At 61.1% G+C, this 25,065-nt stretch carries 23 protein-coding genes; 17 read left to right on the forward strand and 6 right to left on the reverse strand.

The window, feature by feature from the left end; translation table 11 throughout:
- Window positions 1–8: 8 nt before the first annotated feature.
- The 9 genes from CRN80_RS08885 (at window position 9) to glmS (ending at window position 9,639) form a co-directional block, all read left to right on the forward strand.
- Entirely contained in the window at window positions 9–479 is a 471-nt protein-coding gene (locus tag CRN80_RS08885) for a F0F1 ATP synthase subunit B (RefSeq protein ID WP_003195835.1), read from the forward strand.
- 12 nt (window positions 480–491) lie between these two features.
- Window positions 492–1,028 (forward strand): F0F1 ATP synthase subunit delta, encoded by a 537-nt coding sequence (locus CRN80_RS08890; protein WP_003195833.1) that lies wholly within the window; start codon window positions 492–494, stop codon window positions 1,026–1,028.
- A gap of 21 nt (window positions 1,029–1,049) precedes the next feature.
- On the forward strand, window positions 1,050–2,594 hold the full coding sequence (gene atpA, locus CRN80_RS08895; protein WP_003195831.1) for a F0F1 ATP synthase subunit alpha: 1,545 nt from the start codon (window positions 1,050–1,052) through the stop codon (window positions 2,592–2,594).
- 50 nt (window positions 2,595–2,644) lie between these two features.
- Entirely contained in the window at window positions 2,645–3,505 is an 861-nt protein-coding gene (gene atpG, locus CRN80_RS08900) for a F0F1 ATP synthase subunit gamma (protein WP_003233565.1), read from the forward strand.
- A 27-nt stretch (window positions 3,506–3,532) separates the two neighbouring features.
- Window positions 3,533–4,909, forward strand: coding sequence for a F0F1 ATP synthase subunit beta (atpD, locus tag CRN80_RS08905; RefSeq protein WP_003195827.1), 1,377 nt, complete (start codon window positions 3,533–3,535; stop codon window positions 4,907–4,909).
- A gap of 44 nt (window positions 4,910–4,953) precedes the next feature.
- Window positions 4,954–5,370 carry a F0F1 ATP synthase subunit epsilon gene (locus CRN80_RS08910; protein WP_003195825.1) on the forward strand — a complete coding sequence of 139 codons (417 nt, stop codon included), beginning with the start codon at window positions 4,954–4,956 and terminating at the stop codon, window positions 5,368–5,370.
- Between the two features lie 123 nt (window positions 5,371–5,493).
- Window positions 5,494–6,861, forward strand: coding sequence for a bifunctional UDP-N-acetylglucosamine diphosphorylase/glucosamine-1-phosphate N-acetyltransferase GlmU (gene glmU, locus CRN80_RS08915; RefSeq protein ID WP_032894386.1), 1,368 nt, complete (start codon window positions 5,494–5,496; stop codon window positions 6,859–6,861).
- 167 nt (window positions 6,862–7,028) lie between these two features.
- Window positions 7,029–7,796 (forward strand): DeoR/GlpR family DNA-binding transcription regulator, encoded by a 768-nt coding sequence (locus tag CRN80_RS08920; protein ID WP_032894387.1) that lies wholly within the window; start codon window positions 7,029–7,031, stop codon window positions 7,794–7,796.
- Window positions 7,797–7,806: 10 nt separating this feature from the next.
- Window positions 7,807–9,639 carry a glutamine--fructose-6-phosphate transaminase (isomerizing) gene (gene glmS, locus CRN80_RS08925; protein WP_032894388.1) on the forward strand — a complete coding sequence of 611 codons (1,833 nt, stop codon included), beginning with the start codon at window positions 7,807–7,809 and terminating at the stop codon, window positions 9,637–9,639.
- Window positions 9,640–9,864: 225 nt separating this feature from the next.
- On the opposite strand, the gene CRN80_RS08930 is transcribed toward glmS, so the two are convergent.
- The 6 genes from CRN80_RS08930 to CRN80_RS08955 are packed head-to-tail and all read right to left on the reverse strand — an operon-like array spanning window position 9,865 to window position 15,542.
- Window positions 9,865–10,797 carry a phosphatidate cytidylyltransferase gene (locus CRN80_RS08930; protein WP_057710628.1) on the reverse strand — a complete coding sequence of 311 codons (933 nt, stop codon included), beginning with the start codon at window positions 10,795–10,797 and terminating at the stop codon, window positions 9,865–9,867.
- 1 nt (window position 10,798) lies between these two features.
- The gene (locus tag CRN80_RS08935; protein WP_003195812.1) at window positions 10,799–11,419 is read right to left on the reverse strand and encodes a 1-acyl-sn-glycerol-3-phosphate acyltransferase; all 621 of its coding nucleotides are present in this window, start codon (window positions 11,417–11,419) and stop codon (window positions 10,799–10,801) included.
- A gap of 9 nt (window positions 11,420–11,428) precedes the next feature.
- A complete protein-coding gene (locus CRN80_RS08940) occupies window positions 11,429–11,872 on the reverse strand; it encodes a hypothetical protein (RefSeq protein ID WP_098949978.1) in 444 nt (147 codons plus the stop codon).
- Window positions 11,862–13,160 carry a phosphatase PAP2/dual specificity phosphatase family protein gene (locus tag CRN80_RS08945; protein ID WP_098949979.1) on the reverse strand — a complete coding sequence of 433 codons (1,299 nt, stop codon included), beginning with the start codon at window positions 13,158–13,160 and terminating at the stop codon, window positions 11,862–11,864. The genes CRN80_RS08940 and CRN80_RS08945 overlap by 11 nt, the downstream gene beginning before the upstream one ends.
- 2 nt (window positions 13,161–13,162) lie before the next feature.
- Window positions 13,163–14,911 (reverse strand): bifunctional alpha/beta hydrolase/class I SAM-dependent methyltransferase, encoded by a 1,749-nt coding sequence (locus CRN80_RS08950; protein WP_098949980.1) that lies wholly within the window; start codon window positions 14,909–14,911, stop codon window positions 13,163–13,165.
- A 10-nt stretch (window positions 14,912–14,921) separates the two neighbouring features.
- Complete coding sequence (locus tag CRN80_RS08955) at window positions 14,922–15,542, reverse strand: CDP-alcohol phosphatidyltransferase family protein (RefSeq protein ID WP_098949981.1); 621 nt, start codon at window positions 15,540–15,542, stop codon at window positions 14,922–14,924.
- Between the two features lie 324 nt (window positions 15,543–15,866).
- Here CRN80_RS08955 and hflK (CRN80_RS08960) point away from each other — a divergent pair, with 324 nt between their 5' ends.
- From hflK (CRN80_RS08960) to cfaB, 8 genes are all read left to right on the forward strand, one after another.
- On the forward strand, window positions 15,867–17,792 hold the full coding sequence (gene hflK, locus CRN80_RS08960) for a protease modulator HflK (protein ID WP_098952585.1): 1,926 nt from the start codon (window positions 15,867–15,869) through the stop codon (window positions 17,790–17,792).
- A 9-nt stretch (window positions 17,793–17,801) separates the two neighbouring features.
- On the forward strand, window positions 17,802–18,803 hold the full coding sequence (hflC, locus tag CRN80_RS08965) for a protease modulator HflC (protein ID WP_161794309.1): 1,002 nt from the start codon (window positions 17,802–17,804) through the stop codon (window positions 18,801–18,803).
- The gene (hflK, locus tag CRN80_RS08970) at window positions 18,800–19,834 is read left to right on the forward strand and encodes a protease modulator HflK (RefSeq protein WP_098949982.1); all 1,035 of its coding nucleotides are present in this window, start codon (window positions 18,800–18,802) and stop codon (window positions 19,832–19,834) included. The genes hflC and hflK (CRN80_RS08970) overlap by 4 nt, the downstream gene beginning before the upstream one ends.
- Window positions 19,831–21,717, forward strand: coding sequence for a cation-translocating P-type ATPase (locus tag CRN80_RS08975; protein ID WP_032894399.1), 1,887 nt, complete (start codon window positions 19,831–19,833; stop codon window positions 21,715–21,717). Before hflK (CRN80_RS08970) ends, CRN80_RS08975 begins: the two co-directional genes overlap by 4 nt.
- A gap of 116 nt (window positions 21,718–21,833) precedes the next feature.
- Window positions 21,834–22,085: a hypothetical protein gene (locus tag CRN80_RS08980; protein WP_098949983.1), complete on the forward strand. Its 252-nt coding sequence runs from the start codon at window positions 21,834–21,836 to the stop codon at window positions 22,083–22,085.
- 67 nt (window positions 22,086–22,152) lie between these two features.
- Window positions 22,153–22,998 carry a DUF692 domain-containing protein gene (locus tag CRN80_RS08985; protein ID WP_098949984.1) on the forward strand — a complete coding sequence of 282 codons (846 nt, stop codon included), beginning with the start codon at window positions 22,153–22,155 and terminating at the stop codon, window positions 22,996–22,998.
- Window positions 22,989–23,777: a DNA-binding domain-containing protein gene (locus tag CRN80_RS08990; protein ID WP_098949985.1), complete on the forward strand. Its 789-nt coding sequence runs from the start codon at window positions 22,989–22,991 to the stop codon at window positions 23,775–23,777. The genes CRN80_RS08985 and CRN80_RS08990 overlap by 10 nt, the downstream gene beginning before the upstream one ends.
- Before the next feature lie 87 nt (window positions 23,778–23,864).
- The gene (gene cfaB / locus CRN80_RS08995; RefSeq protein WP_098949986.1) at window positions 23,865–25,049 is read left to right on the forward strand and encodes a C17 cyclopropane fatty acid synthase CfaB; all 1,185 of its coding nucleotides are present in this window, start codon (window positions 23,865–23,867) and stop codon (window positions 25,047–25,049) included.
- Window positions 25,050–25,065: the final 16 nt, after the last annotated feature.

Raw genomic sequence — 25,065 nt, forward strand, 5'->3', positions numbered from 1 at the left:
GTGTTGGCGTGAACATTAATGCAACCCTGATTGGCCAATCCGTTGCGTTCTTCATTTTTGTAGTGTTTTGCATGAAGTTCGTGTGGCCTCCGGTCATCGCGGCTTTGCACGAACGTCAGAAGAAGATCGCGGATGGTTTGGACGCTGCCAGCCGTGCAGCTCGCGACCTGGAGTTGGCCCACGAGAAAGTGGGTCAGCAACTGCGCGAAGCTAAAGCACAGGCAGCCGAGATCATTGAGCAAGCCAAGAAACGCGGTAACCAGATCGTCGAAGAGGCTGTTGAAAAAGCCCGCGTCGAAGCTGACCGTGTGAAGGCTTCGGCTCATGCCGAGATCGAACAGGAACTGAACGGTGTCAAAGACGCGCTGCGTGCCCAACTGGGTGCTCTGGCCGTTGGCGGTGCTGAGAAGATCCTCGGTGCCACAATCGATCAAAACGCGCACGCGGAGCTGGTTAACAAACTGGCTGCTGAAATTTAAGCGAGGGCGATCATGGCAGAACTGACCACGTTGGCCCGACCTTACGCTAAGGCAGCCTTCGAGCACGCCCAGGCCCACCAGCAGCTGGCCTCTTGGTCAGCCATGCTCGGCCTGGCTGCAGCAGTGTCGCAAGACGACACCATGCAGCGCGTGCTCAAGGCCCCGCGCCTGACGAGCGCAGACAAGGCCGCCACTTTTATTGAAGTGTGCGGCGACAAGTTTGATGTGAAGGTGCAGAACTTCATCCACGTCATTGCCGAAAACGACCGTCTCCCGCTATTGCCGGAGATCGCCGCTCTGTTCGACCTGTACAAGGCCGAAGCAGAGAAATCGGTAGACGTTGAAGTGACCAGTGCTTTCGCATTGAACCAAGAACAGCAAGACAAACTCGCCAAGGTTCTCAGTGCACGACTCAATCGGGAAGTGCGCCTGCAAGCTTCGGAGGACGCATCGCTTATTGGTGGTGTTGTTATCCGTGCCGGCGACCTGGTTATCGATGGCTCGATTCGCGGCAAAATCGCGAAACTTGCCGAAGCATTGAAATCTTGAGTTTGAAGGGGCAGCAGAGCAATGCAGCAACTCAATCCTTCCGAAATAAGTGAAATTATCAAGGGCCGCATCGACAAGCTCGATGTGACCTCCCAAGCCCGTAACGAAGGCACTGTCGTCAGCGTATCTGACGGCATCGTGCGGATTCACGGTCTGGCCGACGTAATGTACGGCGAGATGATCGAGTTTCCGGGCGGCGTCTACGGTATGGCCCTCAACCTGGAGCAAGACTCCGTAGGTGCCGTTGTATTGGGCGCGTACACCAGTCTGGCTGAAGGCATGAGCGCCAAGTGCACAGGCCGCATCCTGGAAGTTCCGGTTGGTAAGGAACTGCTGGGTCGCGTTGTCGACGCACTGGGTAACCCTGTTGACGGTAAAGGTCCACTGGGCAACACCGAGACCGACGCGGTCGAGAAAGTTGCTCCAGGCGTGATCTGGCGTAAGTCGGTAGACCAGCCTGTACAGACTGGCTACAAGGCTGTCGATGCCATGATCCCAGTCGGCCGTGGCCAGCGTGAGCTGATCATCGGTGACCGTCAGATCGGTAAGACCGCTCTGGCGATCGACGCGATCATCAACCAGAAAGACAGCGGCATTTTCTGCGTCTACGTAGCCATCGGTCAGAAGCAATCGACCATCGCCAACGTGGTTCGCAAGCTGGAAGAAAACGGCGCCCTGGCCAACACGATCATCGTGGCTGCCAGTGCTTCGGAATCTCCTGCGCTGCAATTCCTGGCACCGTACTCCGGTTGCACCATGGGTGAATTCTTCCGCGACCGCGGTGAAGACGCGCTGATCGTTTATGACGATCTGTCCAAGCAAGCAGTGGCTTACCGCCAGATTTCCCTGCTGCTGCGCCGTCCACCAGGCCGTGAAGCTTACCCAGGCGACGTGTTCTATCTCCACTCCCGTCTGCTGGAGCGCGCATCCCGCGTTTCGGAAGAGTACGTAGAGAAGTTCACCAACGGCGCAGTGACCGGCAAAACCGGTTCCCTGACCGCACTGCCGATCATCGAAACCCAGGCTGGCGACGTTTCCGCGTTCGTTCCGACCAACGTGATTTCCATCACCGACGGTCAGATCTTCCTGGAATCGGCCATGTTCAACTCGGGCATCCGCCCTGCAGTGAACGCCGGTGTTTCGGTATCCCGTGTGGGTGGTGCCGCTCAGACCAAGATCATCAAGAAGCTCTCCGGTGGTATCCGTACCGCTCTGGCTCAGTACCGTGAACTGGCGGCATTCGCCCAGTTCGCTTCTGACCTGGACGAAGCGACCCGTAAGCAACTTGAGCATGGTCAGCGCGTTACCGAGCTGATGAAGCAGAAGCAATACGCCCCAATGTCGATCGCTGACATGGCGTTGTCGCTGTATGCCGCTGAGCGTGGGTTCCTGACCGACGTTGAAATCGCCAAGGTCGGCAGCTTTGAACAAGCGCTGATTGCTTACTTCAACCGCGATCACGCCGAATTGATGGCGAAGATCAACGTGAAGGGTGACTTCAATGACGATATCGACGCTGGCATGAAAGCCGGTATCGAGAAGTTCAAGGCCACCCAAACCTGGTAAGCCGCAGCGGGAGCCGCAAGGCTCCCGCTTGCTAACCTGATAGGTGTTACATGGCAGGCGCAAAAGAGATTCGCAGTAAGATTGCGAGCATCAAAAGCACGCAAAAAATTACCAGCGCCATGGAAAAAGTGGCGGTCAGCAAAATGCGCAAGGCACAAATGCGCATGGCTGCTAGCCGTCCTTATGCGGAGCGTATCCGCCAGGTAATTGGGCATCTGGCCAACGCCAACCCGGAATACCGCCACCCGTTCATGATCGACCGCGCAGTAAAGCGTGTGGGTTATGTGGTAGTGAGCAGTGACCGTGGTTTGTGCGGTGGTCTGAATACCAACCTGTTCAAGGCCCTGGTCAAGGACATGGCGGTAAACCGCGAAAACGGCGTCGAGATTGATCTGTGTGTTGTTGGTAGCAAGGGTGCGGCCTTTTTCCGCAACTTCGGCGGTAACGTCGTTGCAGCTATCAGCCACCTGGGTGAAGAGCCGTCGATCAATGACTTGATCGGCAGTGTGAAGGTGATGCTGGATGCGTACCTGGAGGGCCGGATTGACCGCCTGTCCGTGGTATCCAACAAGTTCATCAACACCATGACCCAGCAGCCAACCGTGGAGCAATTGATTCCACTAGTGGCGACTCCGGATCAGGAACTCAAGCACCACTGGGACTACCTCTACGAACCAGACGCCAAAGAGCTGCTTGACGGCTTGATGGTGCGCTACGTGGAGTCGCAGGTGTACCAGGCGGTGGTCGAGAACAACGCAGCTGAACAAGCGGCGCGGATGATCGCGATGAAAAACGCTACCGATAACGCCGGTGATCTGATCAGCGATTTGCAGCTGATCTACAACAAGGCGCGTCAGGCTGCGATCACCCAAGAGATCTCGGAAATCGTCGGCGGCGCTGCCGCGGTTTAACGGTTCAAATATTCAGAGGATCCAGCTATGAGTAGCGGACGTATCGTTCAAATCATCGGCGCCGTTATCGACGTGGAATTTCCACGCGACAGCGTACCGAGCATCTACAACGCGCTGAAAGTACAAGGCGCGGAAACTACCCTGGAAGTCCAGCAGCAGCTGGGCGACGGCGTAGTTCGTACCATTGCGATGGGTTCCACCGAAGGCTTGAAGCGCGGTCTGGACGTTGTCGACACTGGCGCTGCCATCTCCGTACCGGTCGGTAAAGCGACCCTGGGCCGGATCATGGACGTACTGGGCAACCCGATCGACGAAGCTGGCCCGATTGCCACCGAAGAGCGCTGGGGCATTCACCGCGCAGCACCTTCGTTCGCAGAACAAGCGGGCGGCAACGACCTGCTGGAAACCGGCATCAAGGTTATCGACCTGGTTTGCCCGTTCGCCAAGGGCGGTAAAGTCGGTCTGTTCGGTGGTGCCGGTGTAGGCAAGACCGTAAACATGATGGAACTGATCCGTAACATCGCCATCGAGCACAGCGGTTATTCCGTGTTCGCAGGTGTGGGTGAGCGTACTCGTGAGGGTAACGACTTCTACCACGAGATGAAGGACTCCAACGTTCTGGACAAAGTGGCACTGGTTTACGGTCAGATGAACGAGCCGCCGGGAAACCGTCTGCGCGTAGCCCTGACTGGCCTGACCATGGCCGAGAAGTTCCGTGACGAAGGTAACGACGTTCTGCTGTTCGTCGACAACATCTACCGTTACACCCTGGCCGGTACTGAAGTATCCGCACTGCTGGGCCGTATGCCTTCGGCAGTAGGTTACCAGCCGACCCTGGCTGAAGAGATGGGCGTTCTGCAAGAACGTATCACTTCGACCAAGGAAGGTTCGATCACCTCGATCCAAGCGGTATACGTACCTGCGGATGACTTGACCGACCCGTCGCCAGCCACCACCTTCGCCCACTTGGACGCCACCGTCGTTCTGTCCCGTGACATCGCTTCCCTGGGTATCTACCCAGCGGTCGATCCACTGGACTCGACTTCGCGCCAGCTGGACCCGAACGTGATCGGCCAGGAGCACTACGACACCGCTCGCGGCGTTCAGTACGTGCTGCAGCGTTACAAAGAACTGAAGGACATCATTGCGATCCTGGGTATGGACGAGCTGTCGGAAGCCGACAAGCAGTTGGTAAACCGTGCTCGTAAGATCCAGCGTTTCTTGTCGCAGCCGTTCTTCGTGGCTGAAGTCTTCACCGGTGCCTCGGGTAAATACGTTTCCCTGAAAGACACCATTGCTGGCTTCAAAGGCATCCTCAACGGTGACTACGACCACCTGCCAGAACAAGCGTTCTACATGGTCGGCGGCATCGAAGAAGCGATCGAGAAAGCCAAGAAACTGTAATCCTGGCGCCCGGAAACGGGCGCTCATCAGGTTGAGGCAATCAGATGGCTATGACAGTCCATTGCGATATCGTCAGCGCGGAAGGGGAAATTTTCTCCGGTCTGGTCGAGTTTGTAACAGCGCACGGTGACCTGGGTGATCTTGGTATCGCCATGGGGCACGCCCCGCTGATCACAAGCTTGAAGCCAGGTCCGATCACTCTGACCAAGCAAGGCGGGGAACGTGAGGTGTTTTACATCTCCGGTGGTTTCCTCGAGGTTCAGCCGAACATGGTCAAGGTACTTGCCGACACCGTGCAACGTGCTGGCGACCTGGATGAAGCCTCCGCTCAGGAAGCCGTCAAGGCTGCCGAGAAGGCGCTGAACGAAAAAGGCGCAGACTTCGACTACAGCGCTGCTGCAGTCCGTCTGGCCGAGGCCGCAGCCCAGCTGCGTACTCTCCAGCAGATCCGCAAGAAGTAAGCGGCCACGCCGTTTTGCTTGATGCGTGATTGATTAAAAAGGGTAGCCTCGGCTACCCTTTTTCTTTTTTTGCAAAACACTTCTTTGGTCTGAACCCGGACCGCCCAGGATTGGTAGCCATTCATGTCTCTTGAAATCGTCATTCTCGCCGCAGGCCAGGGCACCCGCATGCGTTCTGCCCTGCCCAAGGTACTGCACCCGGTTGCGGGCAACTCCATGCTGGGTCATGTTATCCACAGCGCCCGGCAGTTGGACCCACAGCGTATTCATGTGGTGATCGGCCATGGTGCAGACCTGGTTCGCGAGCGCCTCGCCGCGGACGATCTGAATTTCGTATTACAAGACAAGCAACTGGGCACCGGCCACGCGACCGCGCAGGCTGTGCCTTTCATCACCGCGGACACGGTATTGATCCTCTACGGCGATGTCCCGCTGATTGAAGTGGAAACCCTGCAACGCCTGCTCAAGCACGTGGTGCCTGGCCAGATGGGCCTGCTCACCGTTGAGCTGGATGACCCTACGGGCTACGGCCGCATTGTGCGCAACGCCGATGGCAAGGTCGCCGCGATCGTCGAGCACAAAGATGCCAGCGAAGCCCAGCGCGCGATTACTGAAGGCAACACCGGCATTCTCGCAGTGCCTGCCAACAAGCTCGCCGACTGGATGAGCCGCCTGTCCAACAACAACGCCCAGGGTGAGTACTACCTCACCGACGTCATCGAGATGGCCGTCAGCGATGGCCTGTTGGTCGCCACCGAGCAGCCCCACCACCCGATGGAAGTGCAGGGCGCCAACGACCGCAAGCAACTGGCAGAGCTGGAGCGCCATTATCAACTGCGCGAAGGCCTGCGCCTGATGGCCCAGGGCGTGACCCTGCGAGACCCCGCGCGTTTCGATGTACGTGGTGAAGTCACGGTGGGCCGCGACATCCTGATCGATATCAATGTGATCCTCGAAGGCCGCGTGATCATTGAAGACGGCGTAGTCATCGGCCCGAACTGCGTGATCAAGGACAGCACCTTGCGCAAAGGCGTGGTGGTCAAGGCCAACAGCCATATCGACGGTGCGGTGATGGGCGAGGGCAGCGATGCCGGGCCGTTTGCGCGCTTGCGTCCGGGTAGTGAGCTGGGGGCCAAGGCCCATGTGGGTAACTTTGTCGAACTGAAGAACGCTCAGCTCGGCGAAGGCGCCAAAGTCGGCCACCTGACTTACCTGGGCGATGCCGTCATCGGCGCCCGCACCAACATCGGTGCCGGCACCATCACCTGCAACTATGACGGTGCCAACAAGTACCAGACCACCATTGGTGAAGACGTGTTCATCGGCTCCAATAACTCGCTGGTTGCTCCGGTGACCATCGGCGATGGTTCCAACACCGCAGCGGGCTCAACCATCAACCAGGATGTGGATAAGTCCCAACTGGCCGTTGCCCGCGCTCGCCAACGCAACATCGACGGCTGGAAACGCCCGGTCAAAATCAAAAAGAGCTGAGTTAGCCACAATTCGATAGATTGGGGCGCACTCCTGTGGGAGCTGGCTTGCCTGCTCCCACAATTGATTTGTGGTGACTTAAAAATATTCCATGCCCCGCTTGACGATCTTTCGCTAATAGGTTTTGATTGCCTTCGTTATCTTTCGAAACGAAACTTATCACTACCATGTCGAAACGAAACACCCCCCAACGACGCCACAACATCCTGACCTTGCTCAACGAACAGGGCGAAGTCAGCGTGGACGAATTGGCCAAACATTTCGAAACTTCGGAAGTGACCATCCGCAAGGACCTTGCCGCCCTCGAAAGTAACGGCCTGCTCCTGCGTCGCTACGGTGGCGCAATCACCATGCCCCAAGAACTGGTGGGCGACGCTGCCCAGCCGATCTCGGCCTACAAGCGCGCCATCGCCCGTGCGGCCGTGCAGCGTTTGCGTGAACATGCGCGCATCATCATCGACAGCGGCAGCACCACCGCCGCGATGATTCCCGAACTGGGCCATCAACCGGGCCTGGTGGTGATGACCAACTCCCTGAACGTAGCCCGCGCCTTGAGCGAACTGGAACATGAACCGGTGCTGTTGATGACCGGTGGTACCTGGGACCCGCATTCGGACTCGTTCCAGGGCCAGGTCGCCGAGCAGGTGCTGCGTTCCTACGACTTTGATCAATTGTTCATCGGTGCCGACGGCATTGATCTGCAGCGCGGCACCACCACCTTCAACGAGCTGCTGGGTTTGAGCCGTGTGATGGCCGAGGTCGCCCGTGAAGTGGTGGTGATGGTCGAATCCGACAAGATCGGCCGCAAGATTCCCAACCTGGAGCTGCCCTGGAGCAGCGTCCATACCCTTATTACCGATGATCGCCTGCCGCTTGAGGCCCGCGACCAGATCCAAGCCCGCGGCATTACGCTGATATGCGCGGCAATCATCTAGGAGAAGCACCATGTGTGGAATTGTTGGCGCAGTCGCCGAACGTAACGTTACTGCCATCCTGATCGAAGGCCTTAAGCGCCTTGAATACCGCGGCTACGACAGCGCCGGTGTGGCCGTCTTCACCAACGCCGGCAAGCTGGAGCGCATGCGCCGCCCGGGCAAGGTCAGCGAGTTGGACCAGGCCCTGGCCGGTGAGCCGCTGGTAGGGCGCTTAGGGATCGCCCACACCCGTTGGGCCACCCACGGTGCACCGTGCGAGCGTAACGCTCACCCGCACTTCTCCGGCGACCTGGCGGTGGTGCACAACGGCATCATCGAAAACCACGAAGTGCTGCGCGAACAGCTCAAGGGCCTGGGCTACGTCTTCACCTCGGACACCGACACCGAAGTGATCGCCCACCTGCTCAACCACAAGCTCAAGGACCACAGCGACCTGACCACCGCCCTCAAGGCCACGGTCAAAGAGCTGCACGGTGCCTACGGCTTGGCCGTGATCAGCGCCAGCCAGCCTGACCGCGTCGTGGCAGCCCGCAGCGGCAGCCCGCTGGTGATCGGCCTGGGCCTGGGTGAGAACTTCCTCGCCTCCGATCAACTGGCCCTGCGCCAGGTGACCGACCGCTTCATGTACCTGGAAGAAGGCGATATCGCCGACATCCGCCGTGAAAGCGTGCAGATCTGGGACGTGAATGGTCAGTCCGTCGAGCGCGAAGCCGTACAGTACCGCGACGGTGCCGAAGCCGCCGACAAAGGCGAGTTCCGCCACTTCATGCTCAAGGAAATCCACGAGCAGCCGTCCGTGGTACAGCGCACCCTGGAAGGTCGCCTGAGCCAGAACCAAGTATTGGTGAACGCTTTCGGCCCGCAAGCCGCCGAACTGTTCGCCAAAGTGCGCAATGTGCAGATCGTCGCCTGTGGCACCAGCTACCACGCTGGTATGGTGGCGCGTTACTGGTTGGAAGAACTGGCCGGCATCCCGTGCCAGGTCGAAGTCGCCAGCGAGTTCCGCTACCGCAAAGTGGTGGTGCAACCCGACACCCTGTTCGTGACCATCTCCCAATCCGGCGAAACCGCCGACACCCTGGCCGCCCTGCGCAATGCCAAGGAACTGGGCTTCCTCGGCAGCCTGGCCATCTGCAACGTCAGCATCAGCTCCCTGGTGCGTGAATCCGACCTGACCCTGCTGACCCAGGCCGGTCGTGAAATCGGCGTAGCCTCCACCAAAGCCTTCACCACCCAACTGGTGGGCCTGTTGCTGCTGACCCTGTCCCTGGGCCAAGTGCGCGGCACCCTCGCCGAAGGTGTCGAAGCCACCCTGGTGGAAGAACTGCGCCGCCTGCCGACCCGCCTGGGCGAAGCCTTGGCCATGGACAGCACGGTGGAAAAAGTCGCCGAACTGTTCGCCGACAAAAACCACACCCTGTTCCTCGGCCGTGGTGCGCAGTACCCGGTGGCGATGGAAGGCTCGCTGAAACTCAAGGAAATCTCGTACATCCACGCCGAAGCCTACCCGGCCGGTGAGCTGAAGCACGGCCCGTTGGCCCTGGTGGATGACGACATGCCAGTGGTCACCGTGGCGCCGAACAACGAACTGCTGGAGAAGCTCAAATCCAACCTGCAGGAAGTGCGCGCCCGTGGCGGCCAACTGATCGTCTTCGCCGATGAAAAGGCTGGCATGACCAACGGTGAAGGCACCCACGTCATCAACATGCCGCACATCCACGACACCCTGTCGCCGATCCTTTACACCATCCCGCTGCAATTGCTGTCGTACTACGTCGCCGTGCTCAAGGGCACCGACGTGGACCAGCCGCGTAACCTGGCGAAGTCGGTGACGGTGGAGTAAGCCTTACTGACGTACCCAAAAGGGGCTGTTTTCAACAGCCCCTTTTTTCGTTTTGGATTCGCTCAATTCAAGGATGCCTATTTCAGGTAAGCGCAGATCCCCTGTGGGAGCGGGCTTGCCCGCGAAGGCGGCGTGTCAGTCGCTGCATCTGTTACTGCCCCACCGCTTTCGCAGGCAAGCCAGCTCCCACATTTTGATCTCCATCGGGTTTGTGAAAGGGGTGGCTCAGGTCCACCAGTAGCGTACGAGGTGAAAGAAGATCGGTGCCGCGAAGCACACCGAGTCCAGCCGATCCAGCATCCCGCCATGCCCTTCGATCATGTGCCCCCAGTCTTTCACGCCGCGGTCGCGCTTGATCGCCGACATCACGATCCCGCCGGCAAACCCCAGCAAGTTGATCAGCAGCGCGATCAAGAATGACTGCCAGGGATTGAACGGTGTGGTCCACCACAGCGCTGCGCCGATCAGCGACGACAACAGGATCCCGCCCACAAACCCTTCCACGGTTTTCGACGGCGACAGGTTGGGCGCGATCTTGTGTTTGCCGAACAGCTTGCCGCACACGTACTGCAGCACGTCCGACAGTTGCACCACGATCACCAGATAGGCGATCAGCAGCAGGTTACGGCCTTCGTAACCCGGTATGTCCAATGTCAGCAGCGCCGGGACGAAGGACACGCAGAACACGGCGATCATCAAACCCCATTGCACCTTCGATGCACGCTCCAGGAAGTGCGTACTGTCGCCGCCCAGAGAGGCGAGGATCGGTAGCAGCAGGAACACGTACACCGGGATGAAGATCGAGAACAGCCCATACCAGTCGGCGTAGATCAGCAGGTATTGCAACGGCAGGGCCAGGTAAAACGCGGCCACCAGGGCCGGGTAGTCGCTGCGTCGAGTGGGCGTGAGGGTAAGAAACTCGCGCAGGGCGTAGAACGACACCGCGTAGAACAACAGGATCACCGCGCCGGTGCCGAGCCAGAAGGCGATGCCGATGACTACCACCATTACCCACCAGGCGTTTATGCGGGCGTTGAGGTTGTCGATCACGGCATTCGGGTTGCCGCGGGTGCGCAGCTTGAGGATCAGGCCGATCAGCGAGGCGATCACCAGGATCGCGCCGATGCCGCCAAATAACATCAGGGTTTGGCTATCCATCTCAGGAATGCTCCGGGGCAAGGGCGAGCAGGGCGTCGCGGCTGCGGGCAAGGAAGGCGGCTTTGTCTTCGCCTTCTTCCAGTTGCAGGGGCGCACCGAAGCTGGTGGTGCATAACAAGGGCAGTGGCAATACGCGACCCTTGGGCATGACCCGGTTCAGGTTGGCTATCCACACGGGGACCAGCTCGGCCTGTGGGTAACTCTTTGCCAAGTGATACAAGCCGCTTTTGAACGGCAGCAAGCCATCCTCCAGATTGCGCGTGCCTTCGGGGAAAATGATCAGCGAATCGCCGCCCTCCAACGCCGCAAGCATGGGCTGCAGAGGGTTATCCACAGGGTCCTTGCGCTCACGGTCGATCAGCACGCCATTGAACACTCGATTGATGATGTAGCGGCGCAGCGCACTCTTGTTCCAGTAATCACTGCCGGCCACTGGGCGCGTGAATTTGCGCAGGTTCTGCGGCAGCGATGCCCATACCAGCACGAAGTCGCCGTGGCTGCTGTGGTTGGCAAAGTAGATACGCTGCACCGGTACCGGCGCGCACCCCAGCCACAGGCTGCGGGCGCCGGTGACGGTGCGGGCCATGGAGGTAATCAGCGTGGCGACCACGGGTTCGAACATGGGAATTCCTTATCCGGCGAAAGGTAGCCAAGGGCTGGCGAGGATGACGCCCAGGGTCAGCAGCGCTTGCGCGCCCAGCAGCCAGGCTTGTTTACGCAACAGTTTGAGGGCGCCACGGCGGCGTTCAGTCCAGGGGCGACCGGCTCGTTTGGGCGATTGCAGGCCAAGCGTCTGCAGGGCCTGGTCCAGGTCTGGCGTGCGGGTAACGTCGCGAGCCAGCAGGGCGAACAAGTCGGCGTCGAAGGCCACCCGCAGCGCCCAATACTTTTGCAACAGCCCCAGCACAATCATCCACAGGGCCAACAGCAAGCAAATGGTGGAAATACTGGCCAGCAACAATTGGGCGAGGCCGAACAGCACACCGAGCAGCGTCAGCCCTGTGGATAACTGATCCAGTGATCGGCCACGGCGCAACAGGCTGGCGACGACCTGAAGTTCCATATCAGCAGGCATTTGGCAAACCCTCCAACGCTTGACGGTGTGCGGGGTGCAGGACCACATCGGCCCGCGCTGTACGAATAATAGCCAGCGCTTGCTCAACCGTGGCGGCGCGCCCCGTGTTCAACAGCCAGGCGGCGACGGCGGTGGCGCTGCGTGAGTAACCGAGGGCACAGCACACCAACAGCGGGCCGCTCGCTTGCAGGCGTTCAATGGCGTGGGCGGCGTTCAGGCATTCATCGGGGGTTGGGGCGATCAGGTCCAGCACGGGCACGCAGACGTAAGCACGGCCTTGTGGATCCATCGGCAGTTCGGCGCATAAGTCGACGATGCTCGCGAATGAGCGCTGTTCACCGGTTGTAGGAATGCGCCCAAGCCAGACGTTATCCACAATCAGGTCCGGCTGTGGATGTTTGCGTGTCCACAGCCGCGAATTGATCCAGGCGCCCGCCCGATAAGGTGCATACAACCAGCGTGCGGCAGGCGTAAGTTTGCCATCCCCGCGTTTTTGAAAGCCTGGTGCGCCCAATACAAGGTAATTGGCCGTAATCAACCCCAAGGAAACCGCTGGCCATAGTAGCCATAGCCACACGCCGCCGAGTACCCAGGCCAGCGCCGCCAGGACCAAGGCACCCAACCCATAGCGCATTCCCAGCCGCCGACGCTGGGAGTTCCGCGTCAATCGCGCGTTCAATAATGGGCTGGGATGCGCTACAGGCCATAACCACACGCACAGCCATCCCGCGAGGGCGCCTGTGGGTAAGTCGATAAAGTGATGTTGATAAGTGGTCAGCACCGAAACGCCGATCAGCGCGAACCAGCCATGCACCACCCAGCGCCAGAATCCTTGAGTGTGCTGCTGGTACATCACCCACAGAATCACCAGCAGGGCGATATGCAGCGAAGGCGCCTGGTTGAAAGGCTTGTCAAAACCGGCCAGCACCGCGAACAACCAACCGAACACGCCGTCCAGTTCCGGCCGCTCAAACGTGAAGCGCAGGGGCCAGATCAGAAAGCAACTCACGGCAATCACCTGCGCACTCAGCAGGCGCAGCGCATGCTGCTTGAGCTCATGGCGCGTGTTGGGCAGCAGCAACGAGAAGCCGTAAAGCAGGTCGATGGACCAGTAGGGCACGATGGTCCAGGCCCAGAACGGCATGTGGCTTTCCCAGCCGAACACCAGCGTGCCGACGTCACTGCGCTGGCTGGTGACCCAGGTGGCAAAGCCGTAGGTGCTGAAAAACAGCGGTGCCAAGAGCAGCAGCCAGAGCACCGCAGGTTTCAATAAACCGGGTTCGCGCATGTTCAGATCTTCTGTGCCAGGGACACGGTGAAAATGCCCCACTCATCCACGCGCTGGGTGACCTTGCGAAAGCCCGCCGCTTCGACGAGTTGGTCCATTTCCGCCTGGCTGCGCCGGCGCATCACCCAGGCCTGGCCCTGGCGGTGGCTGGTGAGCGCGCGGGCAATCAGCTCCAACTGCGGGTGCCACGGTTGGCCGGTGTAGACCAGGTAACCACCTGGCTCCACAGCTTCGGCCAGGCCCGCCAGCGAGCCGCCGACCATGGCGTTGTCGGCAAACAATTCGTACAGGCCGGACACCACGGCCAGTGTCGGCTTGGGGTTCAGGGCAGCCAGGTCAGCGCGGTCGAACGCATCGCCTTTGACGAACTGGGCGATGTCCCCCAGGCCCTTCTCGCGAATCAGCGCGCCACCGTCGCGCACGTTGATGTCGCTGTAGTCGCGCAGCAGGATCGATTCCGGCAGCGGCGATACGCCTTGCAAGGCTTCCAGGATGTAGCGGCCGTGGCCGGCGGCGATGTCGACAATGCGCACTTCGCGTTGGTCATCACGCAGCTTGGCCATGGCCAGGCGCAGCAATTCCTCGACGTTCAGCTTGCGCTGGCGAATACCGCGCCAGCCAATGGAGTTGAGGTAATTGGTGTCGATCATCCGCCCCAGCCCGCCCTTACCGGTAGGCTTATTGCGATACACGTAGTCGAGCGTGCTGCCGGAGTCGAAACCGGTATCGAAGCCCAGCTTCACCCCGTCCGACAGGTTCTTACCCAAGCCCATGCTGGCGCGGGTCATGCGCCAGTACAGGTCGCGCAGGGAATTGCGCGGCAGCGGCGCGGCCAGGGATTCGGACTCGGCGCAGGTGGCGCCGAGTTTGTCGGCGTCCAGCAGGCTGGCGCGGTCCAGCGGGTGGGTAAAGTTCTGCAGGATAAAGCGTTTGGCGCTGTTCACGGCCACGGCGCGATCACGTTCGCCGAGGGTGTCGTGGAAAAAGCCGGGGAGGATATGCAGCTCTTTTTTCAGGCTGCCGAGGCGGTCGAAAAACTGCTGCTGGGGTTTACGGTGCACCACAAAGTCGGAGCCGGAGATAAGCAGTTGGGTCGGCACCTGGATCGCCTGGGCGTCGGCGACAACCCGGTCGGCTGCTTCGTACAGGCCCAGCAGCACATTCACCGAAATGGCCTTGGTGATCAGTGGATCGTTGTCGTAGGACGCCACGCGTTCCGGGTCATGGCTGAGGAACTTGGCCTTGACGTAGCTGTTGACGAAAAAGTTGCCACGAAACTTGCGCATCAGTGCCAGGCCGGGGCGGGCGAAGGGCACGTACAGCTTGACCTTGAAGGCAGGCGAGGCGAGCACCAGGGCGCGGATTTTCGGTGCGTAGTCATGAACCCAGGTGGCCGCGATCACCGCGCCGACGCTTTGGGCGATGACGGCGATGTCTTCCTCTTCGATGCCGTAAGTGGCATTGATGTGGTCACAGAACGTCTGCACGTCGCGGGCGCTGGTGGCAAAGCTGGGGCTGTCGCCGCGCTCGCCGGGGGACTGGCCGTGGCCACGGGCGTCCCAGGCGAAGAAGTCGAATTCAGGCAGGCCCAGTTCATCCACCAGGTGGGCAATACGCCCCGAGTGCTCATGGCCGCGATGGAACAACAGGATCGCCTTGCGCGGCCCGGCGCCTGCCGGGGCCGGCCAGTGCCGGTAGAAAAGCTCGACGCCATCATGGGTACTGAAGGTGTGCTGTTGCTGTTCGCGCATCGCAAAATCCTTATGCAGAAGGGAGAGATTGTTGTTCTTTGAGGCCCTGACGCACCCGGTTGACCAAGGTGTAGGCGAGCAGGGCGGCCACCAGCCACATCACTGCCTCAACCCAACCGGCGCCGAGCCAGCCCAGCGCCACGCCAGTGGCCAGCACCCCGAGTACGAACGCCCGATCACTCTTGCCCATGGGCCCGTCATAACGACGCGACGCGCCCACCATCGGCCCCAGCACCCCGGCGTATTCGCTGAATACCGCCAGCAGCGTCACCAGCAACACCGGCGCCAGGCTCACCTCGGGGATCAAGGCAAAGGGCAGGATCAGCGCACTGTCGGCGATCACATCGCACAGTTCATTGAGATAAGCACCGAGGCGCGACTGCTGGCCGAATTCCCGGGCGAGCATGCCGTCGATGGCATTGAGGGCCATGCGCACAATCATCCACAGCGGGATCAGCGCAAACAGCCAGAGGTGTTGGGCAAAGCCCGCGATCAACAGCCCCACCAGCACGGAAACAACCCCGGCCAGCACGGTGATCTGGTTGGCGGTGGTGCCGTTGTCATAGAGGCGCTGCACGAGAGGGCGCAGCAGGTTTTGAAAACGCGGTTTGAGTTGGTAGATGGAAATCATGGGGGGTGGCGCTTCCTTGTCCGTGAACCCGCGAAAAACTGTTCTGAAGTGTGCCGACTAATCGCAGCCGACACCAGTGATGGCTCGTGTTTATAGGGGGTTAGTCACATTCTCAGCACAACGAGGGGCCAATGTAGGAGCGAGCTTGCTCGCGAAAAACTCACAGGCGCCGCGTTTATTCAGGAAGCCCGCGTTATCGTTGACGTTTTTCGCGAGCAAGCTCGCTCCTACGGAAGGCACGCCTGTTTTCACCGGGGGTTCGAACAAAAATTTCACGCTTCGTGTTATATCGTAACGAATTGTGTACAAGTGGGCGTTGAGCAGATGCAAGTGGATCTAGAGGCTGACGGGGCTTCGGTTGAAGGCCTCGCGCGTTTTCAGCAGGGGCTGTTCCACGCCCGTCGATTGCGCCAAGCCGGTATCGGCCTGACGACCCTGGCCCTCAGTGGTTGGATATTGGCGCTGTTCGTAGCGTTGTTTGCACCCCTGTCGATCTGGCCGGTGGTATTGATCAACTGCGCCTCGGCCTTGCTGCTGCTGGTGGCCGGGTTGCAGTCGGCCTGGTGGGTGGCAGATTGGCGCGCCCAGGCGCTGGAGGCGCCAAGCGGCGAGTTGATCGAACCTGACAGCGAGGCCATTTCTTGGCACAAGGGCCTGATCAACCGATTCGGCAATGGCCTGTTGGCGCAGATTGGCGCGCCGGTGCTGTGGTTGGGCGGCTGGTCGCTGTTGGCGCTGGTCAGCATCCTGCAGTTCTGGAACCTGGGCTTGCCCGCTGCCGCCATCGGGCAATCGGCAAGTATTGGCGCAGCGCTCGCATTGGCCCTGGCGTTTGGCCTGCTGGTATTCGAACGCCGCCTGGCCCAGGAAACTGCCGCCCAATGGCCGGAAGCCTCACAGTTGGCGCAGTTGAGCCGGATGGCAATTATCTGCCTGGTGCTCAGCGCGATCTGCCTGCTGTTTGCCAGTGCAGAGTCGGTCTGGCCGTTGCGCCTGGCCACTCTCATGGGGCTGTTGCCGGCGTTGGTGGCGTTGGAGTTCCTGCTCAGGGGCGTGCTCTCGCTGTTCAGCCCGCGCCAGCCGCGCCTCGAACCGCGCCTGATGGCGCAGAGTTTTATCGCCGGCCTGCTGCGTTGGCCGCCGCAGCCCTTGCTGGCGTTGCAGCATGAACTGCACAACCGTTTTGGCATCGACCTGCGTCAGATCTGGGCCTTTACCTACATGCGCCGGGCGTTTTTCCCGGTGCTGCTGGTGGTGCTGGCGGTAGGTTGGGCGCTGACCGGTGTGCATGAAGTGCCCCTGCAAGGCCGTGGGATTTATGAGCGCTTTGGTAAACCGGTCGAGGTGTTCGGCCCAGGCCTGCATGCGGGTTTGCCCTGGCCTTTGGGCCGCGTACTGAATGTTGAAAACGGCGTGGTGCATGAGCTGGCGACCAGCGTCAGTGACGCCGCCACACCGCAGATGGCTGCCGCGGAAGGCCCGGCGCCGTTGATCGCCAACCGCCTGTGGGACGCCAGCCATGTGAATGACAAATCCCAGGTCATTGCCAGCAGCAGCGGCGACAAGCAGGGCTTCCAGATCGTCAATATGGACGTGCGCTTTGTCTACCGCATCGGCCTCACCGATCAGGCTGCGCTTGCTGCCACCTACAACAGCGCGGATATCCCGACCCTGATCCGCAGCACCGCCAGCCGCATCCTGGTGCACGATTTTGCCTCGCGCACCCTGGATGAATTGCTCGGGGAAGAGCGCACCAGCCTCGCCGACGAGATTGGCCGCAGCGTGCAAGCCGACCTGCAAACCCTCGACAGCGGTGTGGAAATCCTTGCCACGGTGGTCGAGGCGATCCATCCGCCGGCCGGTGCCGCTAACGCTTACCACGGTGTGCAAGCCGCGCAGATCGGCGCCCAGGCGCTGATCGCCCGTGAACGCGGTGCCGCCAGCGAACAGACCAACCAGGCGCTGCTTCAAGCCAGCACTGCCCGCGATCAGGCCCAGGCCAGCGCCCGCGAAGTGAACGCTGGCGCCCAAGCAGCAAACCTGCGCTTTGCCGCCGAACAAAAGGCCTACGCCGCTGCGGGCCAAGCCTTCGTGCTGGAACAGTACCTGGGCCAACTGAGCCAGGGCCTGGCCCAGGCCAAGCTGCTTATTCTGGATCATCGTTTGGGCGGCGACAGCGCGCCGACGATCGATCTGCGTTCTTTCACCTTGCCCGCCGACCCGTCGGCGCCGCGCAAAGCCGTTCAATAAGGAGTCTGTCTGTTGAGCGCTCATTCCCACGATCATGATCACGGTCATCACCACCATCACGGCCACCATCACCACCATCACGGCGATGAGCAGGCGGCCGGGCCTTTTCCCTGGCGCCGCATGGCGTGGGCGGTGTTGCTGGTGCTGTTTGCCGTGGCAGCGGCGAGCCTGGTGCAAGTGCGTTCCGGCGAGGCCACGGTGATTACCCGCTTCGGCAACCCTGCGCGTGTGTTGCTGGAACCGGGCCTGGGTTGGCGCTGGCCGGCACCGTTCGAAGCGGCGATCCCGGTGGACCTGCGCCTGCGCACCACGTCCAGCGGTTTACAGGATGTGGGCACCCGCGATGGCCTGCGGATTATCGTGCAGGCCTACGTGGCGTGGCAGGTGCAGGGCGATGCCGACAACGTGCAGCGCTTTATGCGCGCGGTGCAGAACCAGCCCGATGAGGCGGCGCGGCAGATTCGTACCTTCGTCGGCTCGGCGTTGGAAACCACAGCAGCCAGCTTTGACCTGTCCAGCTTGATCAATACCGACGCCAACCAAGTGCGCATCGCCGATTTTGAAGCGCAGTTGCGCCAGCAGATTGATCAACAATTGCTCACCACTTATGGCGTGCGCGTGGCGCAGGTCGGCATCGAGCGCTTGACGTTGCCGTCGGTGACCCTCACCGCCACGGTTGACCGCATGCGCGCCGAGCGTGAAACCATCGCCACCGAACGCACTGCCGTGGGCAAGCGCGAAGCGGCGCAGATCCGCTCCGCTGCCGAGCGTGATGCGCGCATCATGCAGGCCGATGCCACCGTGAAAGCCGCTGACATCGAAGCGCAGTCGCGGGTTGAAGCCGCGCAGATTTATGGCCGTGCCTACGCAGGCAATCCGCAGCTGTACAACTTGCTGCGCTCGCTGGATACCTTGGGCACGGTGGTCACGCCGGGGACCAAGATCATCCTGCGCACCGACGCCGCGCCGTTCCGCGCCCTGGTGGACGGGCCCAAGGACCTGCAGCCATGAGCGAGCCTGACAGCCCGGACAGCCCTTGGATCCAGGCCGGGCGCCTGACGTTCCTGGCACTCTACGCGGTCACCGTGTTGGCAGCGTTGGCCTGGGCCTTTTCCAATGTGCGCCAGATCGACCCGCAGAATCGCGCCGTGGTCCTGCATTTCGGCGCCCTCGATCGCATTCAGAACGCCGGATTGTTGCTGGCTTGGCCGCAACCCATCGAACAAGTCGTCCTGCTGCCAGCGGCCGACCGAGTGATCGAACGCCGGGTGGAAAGCCTGCTGCGTTCCGATGCGGCGTTGCAGGCCGATCGTGTGGCCAGTTTCGCCACGCCGTTGAGCGATGCCCTGGCCGGTTCCGGCTACCTGCTGACCGGTGATGCCGGGGTGGTTCAACTGGACGTGCGGGTGTTCTACAAGGTGACCGAGCCCTACGCCTTTGTGTTGCAAGGCGACCACGTACTGCCGGCGCTGGATCGTCTGGTGACACGCAGCGCAGTGGCTCTTACCGCTGCGCGGGATCTGGACACCATCCTGGTAGCGCGTCCGGAACTGATCGGCAGCGACAATGGCGCCGCCGAACGCCGTGAGCGGCTGCGCGGCGACCTGGTGCAAGGCATTAACAAACGCCTGGCGGAGTTGGCGGCCAGCGGCTTGGGGCTGGGTATCGAAGCCACCCGCGTCGATGTGCAATCGAGCCTGCCTGGGCCTGCGGTGAATGCCTTCAACGCCGTACTGACCGCCAGCCAGCAAGCCGATAAAGCCGTGGCCAACGCCCGCACTGAAGCGGAAAAACTCACCCAGACCGCCAACCAGGAGGCTGACCGCCAAGTGCAAGTCGCCCATGCCCAGGCCAGCGAGCGCTTGGCCAATGCCCAGGCGCAAACCGCTACCGTTGCCAGCCTGGCCCAGGTCAAAGACCCCGGTTTGCTGTTGCGCCTGTACCGCGAACGCCTGCCGAAGATTCTCGGCCAGGCCGGTTCCGTGACCACCGTCGATCCCAAAGACGACTCCCGCTTGATCATCCAGGGAGCCGAACAATGAGCGCACCCATGCTGACCTCCGCCGAACAGCGCAGCGCTGCCCGGCAATTGACCTTGGCGATGCTCGCCCTGGGCTTGCTCGTGCTGGGCCTGGTGTGGCGCTGGCTCGCGCCGGACCAGAGCGGCGTCAGCCAGCTGCTGCTGGGCGTGGCTTCGCTGTTGGTGGCGGTGCCGGTGATGCGTTCAGCCTGGTACAGCCTGCGCTTTCCGAGCCTGCACGGCATCACCGACCAATTGATCGCCCTGGCCATGCTCGGCGCTTGGGCCACGGGCGATCTGCTCACCGCCGCGTTGCTACCGATCATCATGATCTTCGGCCATGTGCTGGAAGAACGCAGCGTGATTGGTTCCCAGGAAGCGATCCATGCCTTGGGCAAACTCACCCGCAGCCATGCCCGCCTGGTGCAGGCAGACGGCAGCATCACCGAAGTGGATAACGGCACCTTGAACACCGGCGATATCGTCGAAGTGCGGGCCGGCGACCGCGTGCCGGCCGATGGCGTGGTGTTGTCCGGCCAGGCGAGCCTGGACACGGCGCCGATCACCGGCGAGTCGGTGCCGTTGGAAGCCAGCGTGGGGGTGCAGGTGTTTGGTGGAGCGATCAACCTCGATGGCCTGCTGCGCCTTGAGGTCACGCGCACCGGTAACGAATCGACGTTGGGCAAAGTCATTGCGCTGATGCAGAACGCCGAGCGCTCCAAGCCGCCGATCACCCGGCTGCTGGAGCGCTATGCCGGCAGCTACATGGTGCTGGTGTTGCTGCTGGCGGCCGTCACCTGGTTTGTCACCAATGACGCCCAGGCGATGCTCGCGGTGCTGGTAGCGGCGTGCCCCTGTGCCTTGGTGTTGTCGGCACCGGCCACGGCGATTGCCGGGATCGCCGTGGCGGCGCGCCATGGCATCCTGATTCGCAGCTCGGCGTTCCTGGAAGAGCTGGCCGACCTGACTTCACTGGTGGTCGACAAGACCGGCACGCTGACCTTTGGCACCCTGCGCTTGCAGTCCATCGAGACCACCGCCCCGGATCGCCAAAAGCTGCTGAACCTGGCGGCCAGCCTCGGTTCGGCAAGCAGTCACCCGGTCAGCCGAGCGTTGGCGGAGTTGGCGAGCCAGGAGCAGATGCTGGTGCTTAGCGACATCCGCGAGCGTCAGGGCCTGGGCGTGGTCGCCCAGACCGAGCAGGGCGAAGCGGCGCTGGGACGGCCGGAGTTGTTTGAACAGTTGGGCATCGTCACCACCGACGTGCCCACCCACGATGGCCCGATTGCCGGGTTAGCGTTGAACGGCAAGTTCCTCGCCTGGATGCTGTTGGCTGATAGCGTCAAGCCCGAGGCACGCCAGGCCCTGCAAGAATTGCGTGACTTGGGCCTGGGCCGCCAACTGCTGCTGACCGGCGACCGCCAAAGCGTGGCCGACAGCCTGGCGCTGGACGTGGGCATCAGTGATGTCGAAGCCCAAGCGCTGCCGGAAGACAAGCTCAACCGCGTGCTGGGGGAAATCAGCAGTGGCTTCAGGCCAATGGTGGTGGGCGATGGCATCAACGACTCTCTGGCGCTCAAGGCCGGCGTGGTCGGCGTGGCCATGGGCGCGGGCGGTGCGGACATCGCCCTGGCCTCGGCGGACGTGGTGTTGATCGGCAGCGATTTGCGCCGCCTGGGTACCTGCGTGCGCTTGAGTCGCCAGTGCCGGCAGACGTTGCAGGTCAACGTGATCATTGGCTTGGGGTGGACGCTGGCCATTGTGGTGTTCGCCGCATTCGGCTGGTTGGGGGCGGCGGGCGCGATGATCGCGGCGGTGCTGCACAACCTCAGTACCTTGCTGGTATTGGGTAATGCCGGGCGTTTGCTGCGCTTCCAGGAGCCGCTGTTGAAGCTCGATGAATAATTTCAAAAATATTTGCTTACGGCTGTAACGCCGATAGGGGACCTCACTCTAGTGCTGTGTCGAGACTGAACAATCCGTTCAGACCGGCTCCACTACTGATCATGAGGAATACAACAATGAGCATTAAATCCGCTGCTGCTGGTGCCGCCCTCGCAATGGCCGCCGCTTCTCTGTTTGCTGGTGTGGCCACTCAGGTACAAGCCGCAGACGCCACCGTGCACTGCTACGGCGTGACCTCCTGCAAAGGCATGAACGACTGCAAAACCAAGGACCACGCGTGCAAGGGCCAGGGCGCGTGCAAAGGCCAGGGCTTCAAGGCCATGACCAAGTCGGCCTGCGACGCCGCTGGCGGTAAAGTCGGCGAGTAACCGGCACACGAGTGCAACCGCGGCGGCTGCCTGCCACCGCTGCGGACACTTTGCCCAGGAGTGAGACATGTCCGCGTCCCTTCCAAGTCTGGGTTACGGCCTGGGTTTGCGCAGTGAGTACTACCAGCAGATCCTTGAACAGTCGCCGGCCGTGGATTGGTTCGAAGTGATCTCCGAAAATTACTTGGTACAGGGCGGCAAGGCCTTGTACTACCTGGATGCGATAGCCGAGCGTTACCCCTTGGTGATGCACGGTGTGTCGTTGTCCATCGGCGGGCCGCATGCCCTAGATACCGATTACCTGAACCACATCAAACAGCTCGCAGAGCGCATTCAGCCGGCGTGGATTTCCGATCACCTGTGCTGGAGCCGCGGTAGTGCGCATCAGCTACACGATTTGCTGCCCCTGCCTTACACCGAAGAAAGCCTTTATCACGTGGCCGGCCGTGTACGTCAGGTGCAGGACGTGTTGCAGCGCCCCCTGGTGCTGGAAAACGTCTCCAGCTATGTGCGTTCCAAGGCGGATGAGTTCACCGAGTGGGAGTTCCTCAACGCCTTGGCCCACCTGAGCGGCTGCCAGTTGCTGCTGGACGTCAACAATGTCTACGTCAGCGCACGTAACCATGGTTTTGATGCCTGGACCTTCATTCGCAACCTGCCACCCGAAAGCATTCGCCAGCTGCATTTGGCGGGGCATATGGACTATGGCGACTATGTGGTCGATACCCATGACCATCCCGTGTGCGACCCGGTGTGGGCGCTTTACCAGCAAACCCTCGAACATCTGGGCCCAGTGTCGACCTTGCTGGAACGCGATGACCATTTTCCGCCTTTTGAAGAGTTGCTCACCGAGTTGAACAAAGCCCGTGAACTGGGGGCCAGCGCCTTGGCCCGGAGAGCGTTATGCGCCTGATCGACTGGCAGTTGGCGTTTGAACAGCATCTATTATCCGAAGCCCCCGCGGCCAACAGCGGCTTTGCCGCCACCTTGCTGGGAGGGCCGACGTTGGATGTGGACACTGGCCTTGCGATTTACCACAACGCTTACCTGTCACGCCTGCAGGAGGTGCTGCGCCATGACTTCGGTGCCATCTGGTATTGGCTGGGAGATGAGGCGTTTTGCTCACTGACCGAGGCCTACATCCGCCGTTATCCCTCGGCCCATTACAGCGTGCGCTGGTTGGGCGAGCGCTTTGCGATGTTTATCGTGGAGCATCTGATGGCTGCGCAAAGTGCGCCTTTGGCTGAGTTGGCACGCCTGGAGTGGGCGTTCACCTTGGCGTTTGACGCACCCGAAGGGGAGCCGCTGACCTTGAATGACATGGCGCACCTGGCGCCTGAAGATTGGCCCACCTTGCAGGTTGCGCTGGCGCCTTCGGTACAGCAGCTGCTTTGCCGTTTCAACACAGTGGCAATCTGGCGAGCCAGTAAGGATGAATCAGACTTCCCAGGCAGCCAGGCGCTGGACCCGGCGCAAATCTGCCTGGTGTGGCGCAACCAGAACCGCTGCCACTACCGCAGCCTGGAAGCCGCTGAAGCCTGTGCGCTGTCGGGCATGGTGACCCTGGGGTGGAATTTTTCAGAACTGTGTACTGAGCTGGCGGTCACTTATTCAGAGGGGGCGTCGCTGCAAGCGGCCACTTGGCTGAAACAGTGGGTCCAGGAGGGTTTGCTCGAGCGCCGAGCGCCATAGAAGGGGGGCTATTGATTCGATAGCTTCCTACTTTGTTTGGCATGGTCTACCCTCACAGCAGACGTCTGAAGCAAGGGGGGATTACTCATGCTCGCGCAACTTCCACCGGCCTTACAGAATCTTCAGCTACCGCTGCGTCTTCGACTCTGGGACGGCCATGAATTCAACTTGGGCCCTGAGCCCAGCGTCACCATCGTGGTCAAGGACCCCACGGTTGTATCCAGGCTGACCCATCCAACGCTCGACTCGCTGGGCGAAGCCTTCGTTGAGGGAAAACTGGAGCTGGAAGGCTCCATCACCGAAGTGATCAGGGTATGTGACGAGTTGAGTCACGCTTTGGTCGAGGACGACGAGGAGAGTCGTCCGGTGCGCTCGATTCACGACAAGGCCACCGACGCCGCTTCCATTTCCTACCATTACGACCTGTCCAACGAGTTCTACCAGCTATGGCTGGACCAGGACATGGCGTATTCCTGCGGTTATTTCGAAACCGGCAGCGAGTCGATCGACCAGGCCCAACAAGACAAATTCCGCCACCTGTGCCGCAAGTTGCGGCTGCAGCCGGGTGAGTATCTGCTGGATGTGGGCTGTGGCTGGGGCGGGCTGGCGCGCTATGCGGCGCGGGAGTTCGGGGTCAAGGTGTTCGGCATCACCTTGAGCAAAGAACAACTGGCGCTGGCCAAGGAGCGGGTGAAAGCCGAAGGGCTGGAAGACCAGGTCGACCTGCAATTACTCGACTACCGCGACCTGCCCCAGGACGGCCGTTTTGACAAAGTGGTGAGCGTGGGCATGTTCGAACACGTCGGCCACGCCAACCTGGCGCAATACTGCCAGACCTTGTTCGGCGCGGTGCGTGAAGGTGGCCTGGTGATGAACCATGGCATCACCGCCAAGCACACCGACGGCCGCCCCGTGGGCCGTGGCGCCGGCGAGTTTATCGAGCGCTACGTGTTCCCCAACGGTGAACTTCCGCACCTGGCGATGATGACCGCCCAGATCAGTGAAGCAGGGCTGGAAGTGGTCGATGTCGAAAGCCTGCGTATGCATTACGCCCGCACGTTGGACCATTGGAGCGAGCGCCTGGAAGACAACCTGGAAGCGGCGGCGAAGATGGTGCCTGAGCAGGCGCTACGCATCTGGCGGCTGTACCTGGCCGGTTGCGCTTACGCGTTTGCCCGTGGCTGGATCAACCTGCACCAGATACTGGCAGTCAAACCCCATGCCGATGGCGGGCATGAACTGCCGTGGACGCGGGAAGACCTTTACCGCTGATCACGCTCAAAACTGT

This window comes from Pseudomonas sp. FDAARGOS_380, assembly GCF_002591235.1.
In the GTDB taxonomy this organism is placed as follows: domain Bacteria; phylum Pseudomonadota; class Gammaproteobacteria; order Pseudomonadales; family Pseudomonadaceae; genus Aquipseudomonas; species Aquipseudomonas salmasensis.

Excerpts from the sequence above, each read along its gene's own strand:
- hflK (WP_098949982.1), top strand. The coding sequence starts at position 18,800 with ATGAGCGAGCCTGACAGCCCGGACAGCCCTTGGATCCAGGCCGGGCGC.
- CRN80_RS08890 (WP_003195833.1), top strand. The coding sequence starts at position 492 with ATGGCAGAACTGACCACGTTGGCCCGACCTTACGCTAAGGCAGCCTTC.
- CRN80_RS08940 (WP_098949978.1), bottom strand. The coding sequence starts at position 11,872 with ATGCCTGCTGATATGGAACTTCAGGTCGTCGCCAGCCTGTTGCGCCGT.
- glmU (WP_032894386.1), top strand. The coding sequence starts at position 5,494 with ATGTCTCTTGAAATCGTCATTCTCGCCGCAGGCCAGGGCACCCGCATG.
- hflK (WP_098952585.1), top strand. The coding sequence starts at position 15,867 with ATGCAAGTGGATCTAGAGGCTGACGGGGCTTCGGTTGAAGGCCTCGCG.
- atpG (WP_003233565.1), top strand. The coding sequence starts at position 2,645 with ATGGCAGGCGCAAAAGAGATTCGCAGTAAGATTGCGAGCATCAAAAGC.
- CRN80_RS08985 (WP_098949984.1), top strand. The coding sequence starts at position 22,153 with ATGTCCGCGTCCCTTCCAAGTCTGGGTTACGGCCTGGGTTTGCGCAGT.
- CRN80_RS08950 (WP_098949980.1), bottom strand. The coding sequence starts at position 14,911 with ATGCGCGAACAGCAACAGCACACCTTCAGTACCCATGATGGCGTCGAG.
- CRN80_RS08955 (WP_098949981.1), bottom strand. The coding sequence starts at position 15,542 with ATGATTTCCATCTACCAACTCAAACCGCGTTTTCAAAACCTGCTGCGC.
- cfaB (WP_098949986.1), top strand. The coding sequence starts at position 23,865 with ATGCTCGCGCAACTTCCACCGGCCTTACAGAATCTTCAGCTACCGCTG.
- CRN80_RS08930 (WP_057710628.1), bottom strand. The coding sequence starts at position 10,797 with ATGGATAGCCAAACCCTGATGTTATTTGGCGGCATCGGCGCGATCCTG.
- glmS (WP_032894388.1), top strand. The coding sequence starts at position 7,807 with ATGTGTGGAATTGTTGGCGCAGTCGCCGAACGTAACGTTACTGCCATC.
- CRN80_RS08975 (WP_032894399.1), top strand. The coding sequence starts at position 19,831 with ATGAGCGCACCCATGCTGACCTCCGCCGAACAGCGCAGCGCTGCCCGG.
- atpA (WP_003195831.1), top strand. The coding sequence starts at position 1,050 with ATGCAGCAACTCAATCCTTCCGAAATAAGTGAAATTATCAAGGGCCGC.
- CRN80_RS08935 (WP_003195812.1), bottom strand. The coding sequence starts at position 11,419 with ATGTTCGAACCCGTGGTCGCCACGCTGATTACCTCCATGGCCCGCACC.
- CRN80_RS08945 (WP_098949979.1), bottom strand. The coding sequence starts at position 13,160 with ATGCGCGAACCCGGTTTATTGAAACCTGCGGTGCTCTGGCTGCTGCTC.
- CRN80_RS08910 (WP_003195825.1), top strand. The coding sequence starts at position 4,954 with ATGGCTATGACAGTCCATTGCGATATCGTCAGCGCGGAAGGGGAAATT.
- CRN80_RS08920 (WP_032894387.1), top strand. The coding sequence starts at position 7,029 with ATGTCGAAACGAAACACCCCCCAACGACGCCACAACATCCTGACCTTG.
- atpD (WP_003195827.1), top strand. The coding sequence starts at position 3,533 with ATGAGTAGCGGACGTATCGTTCAAATCATCGGCGCCGTTATCGACGTG.
- CRN80_RS08980 (WP_098949983.1), top strand. The coding sequence starts at position 21,834 with ATGAGCATTAAATCCGCTGCTGCTGGTGCCGCCCTCGCAATGGCCGCC.
- CRN80_RS08990 (WP_098949985.1), top strand. The coding sequence starts at position 22,989 with ATGCGCCTGATCGACTGGCAGTTGGCGTTTGAACAGCATCTATTATCC.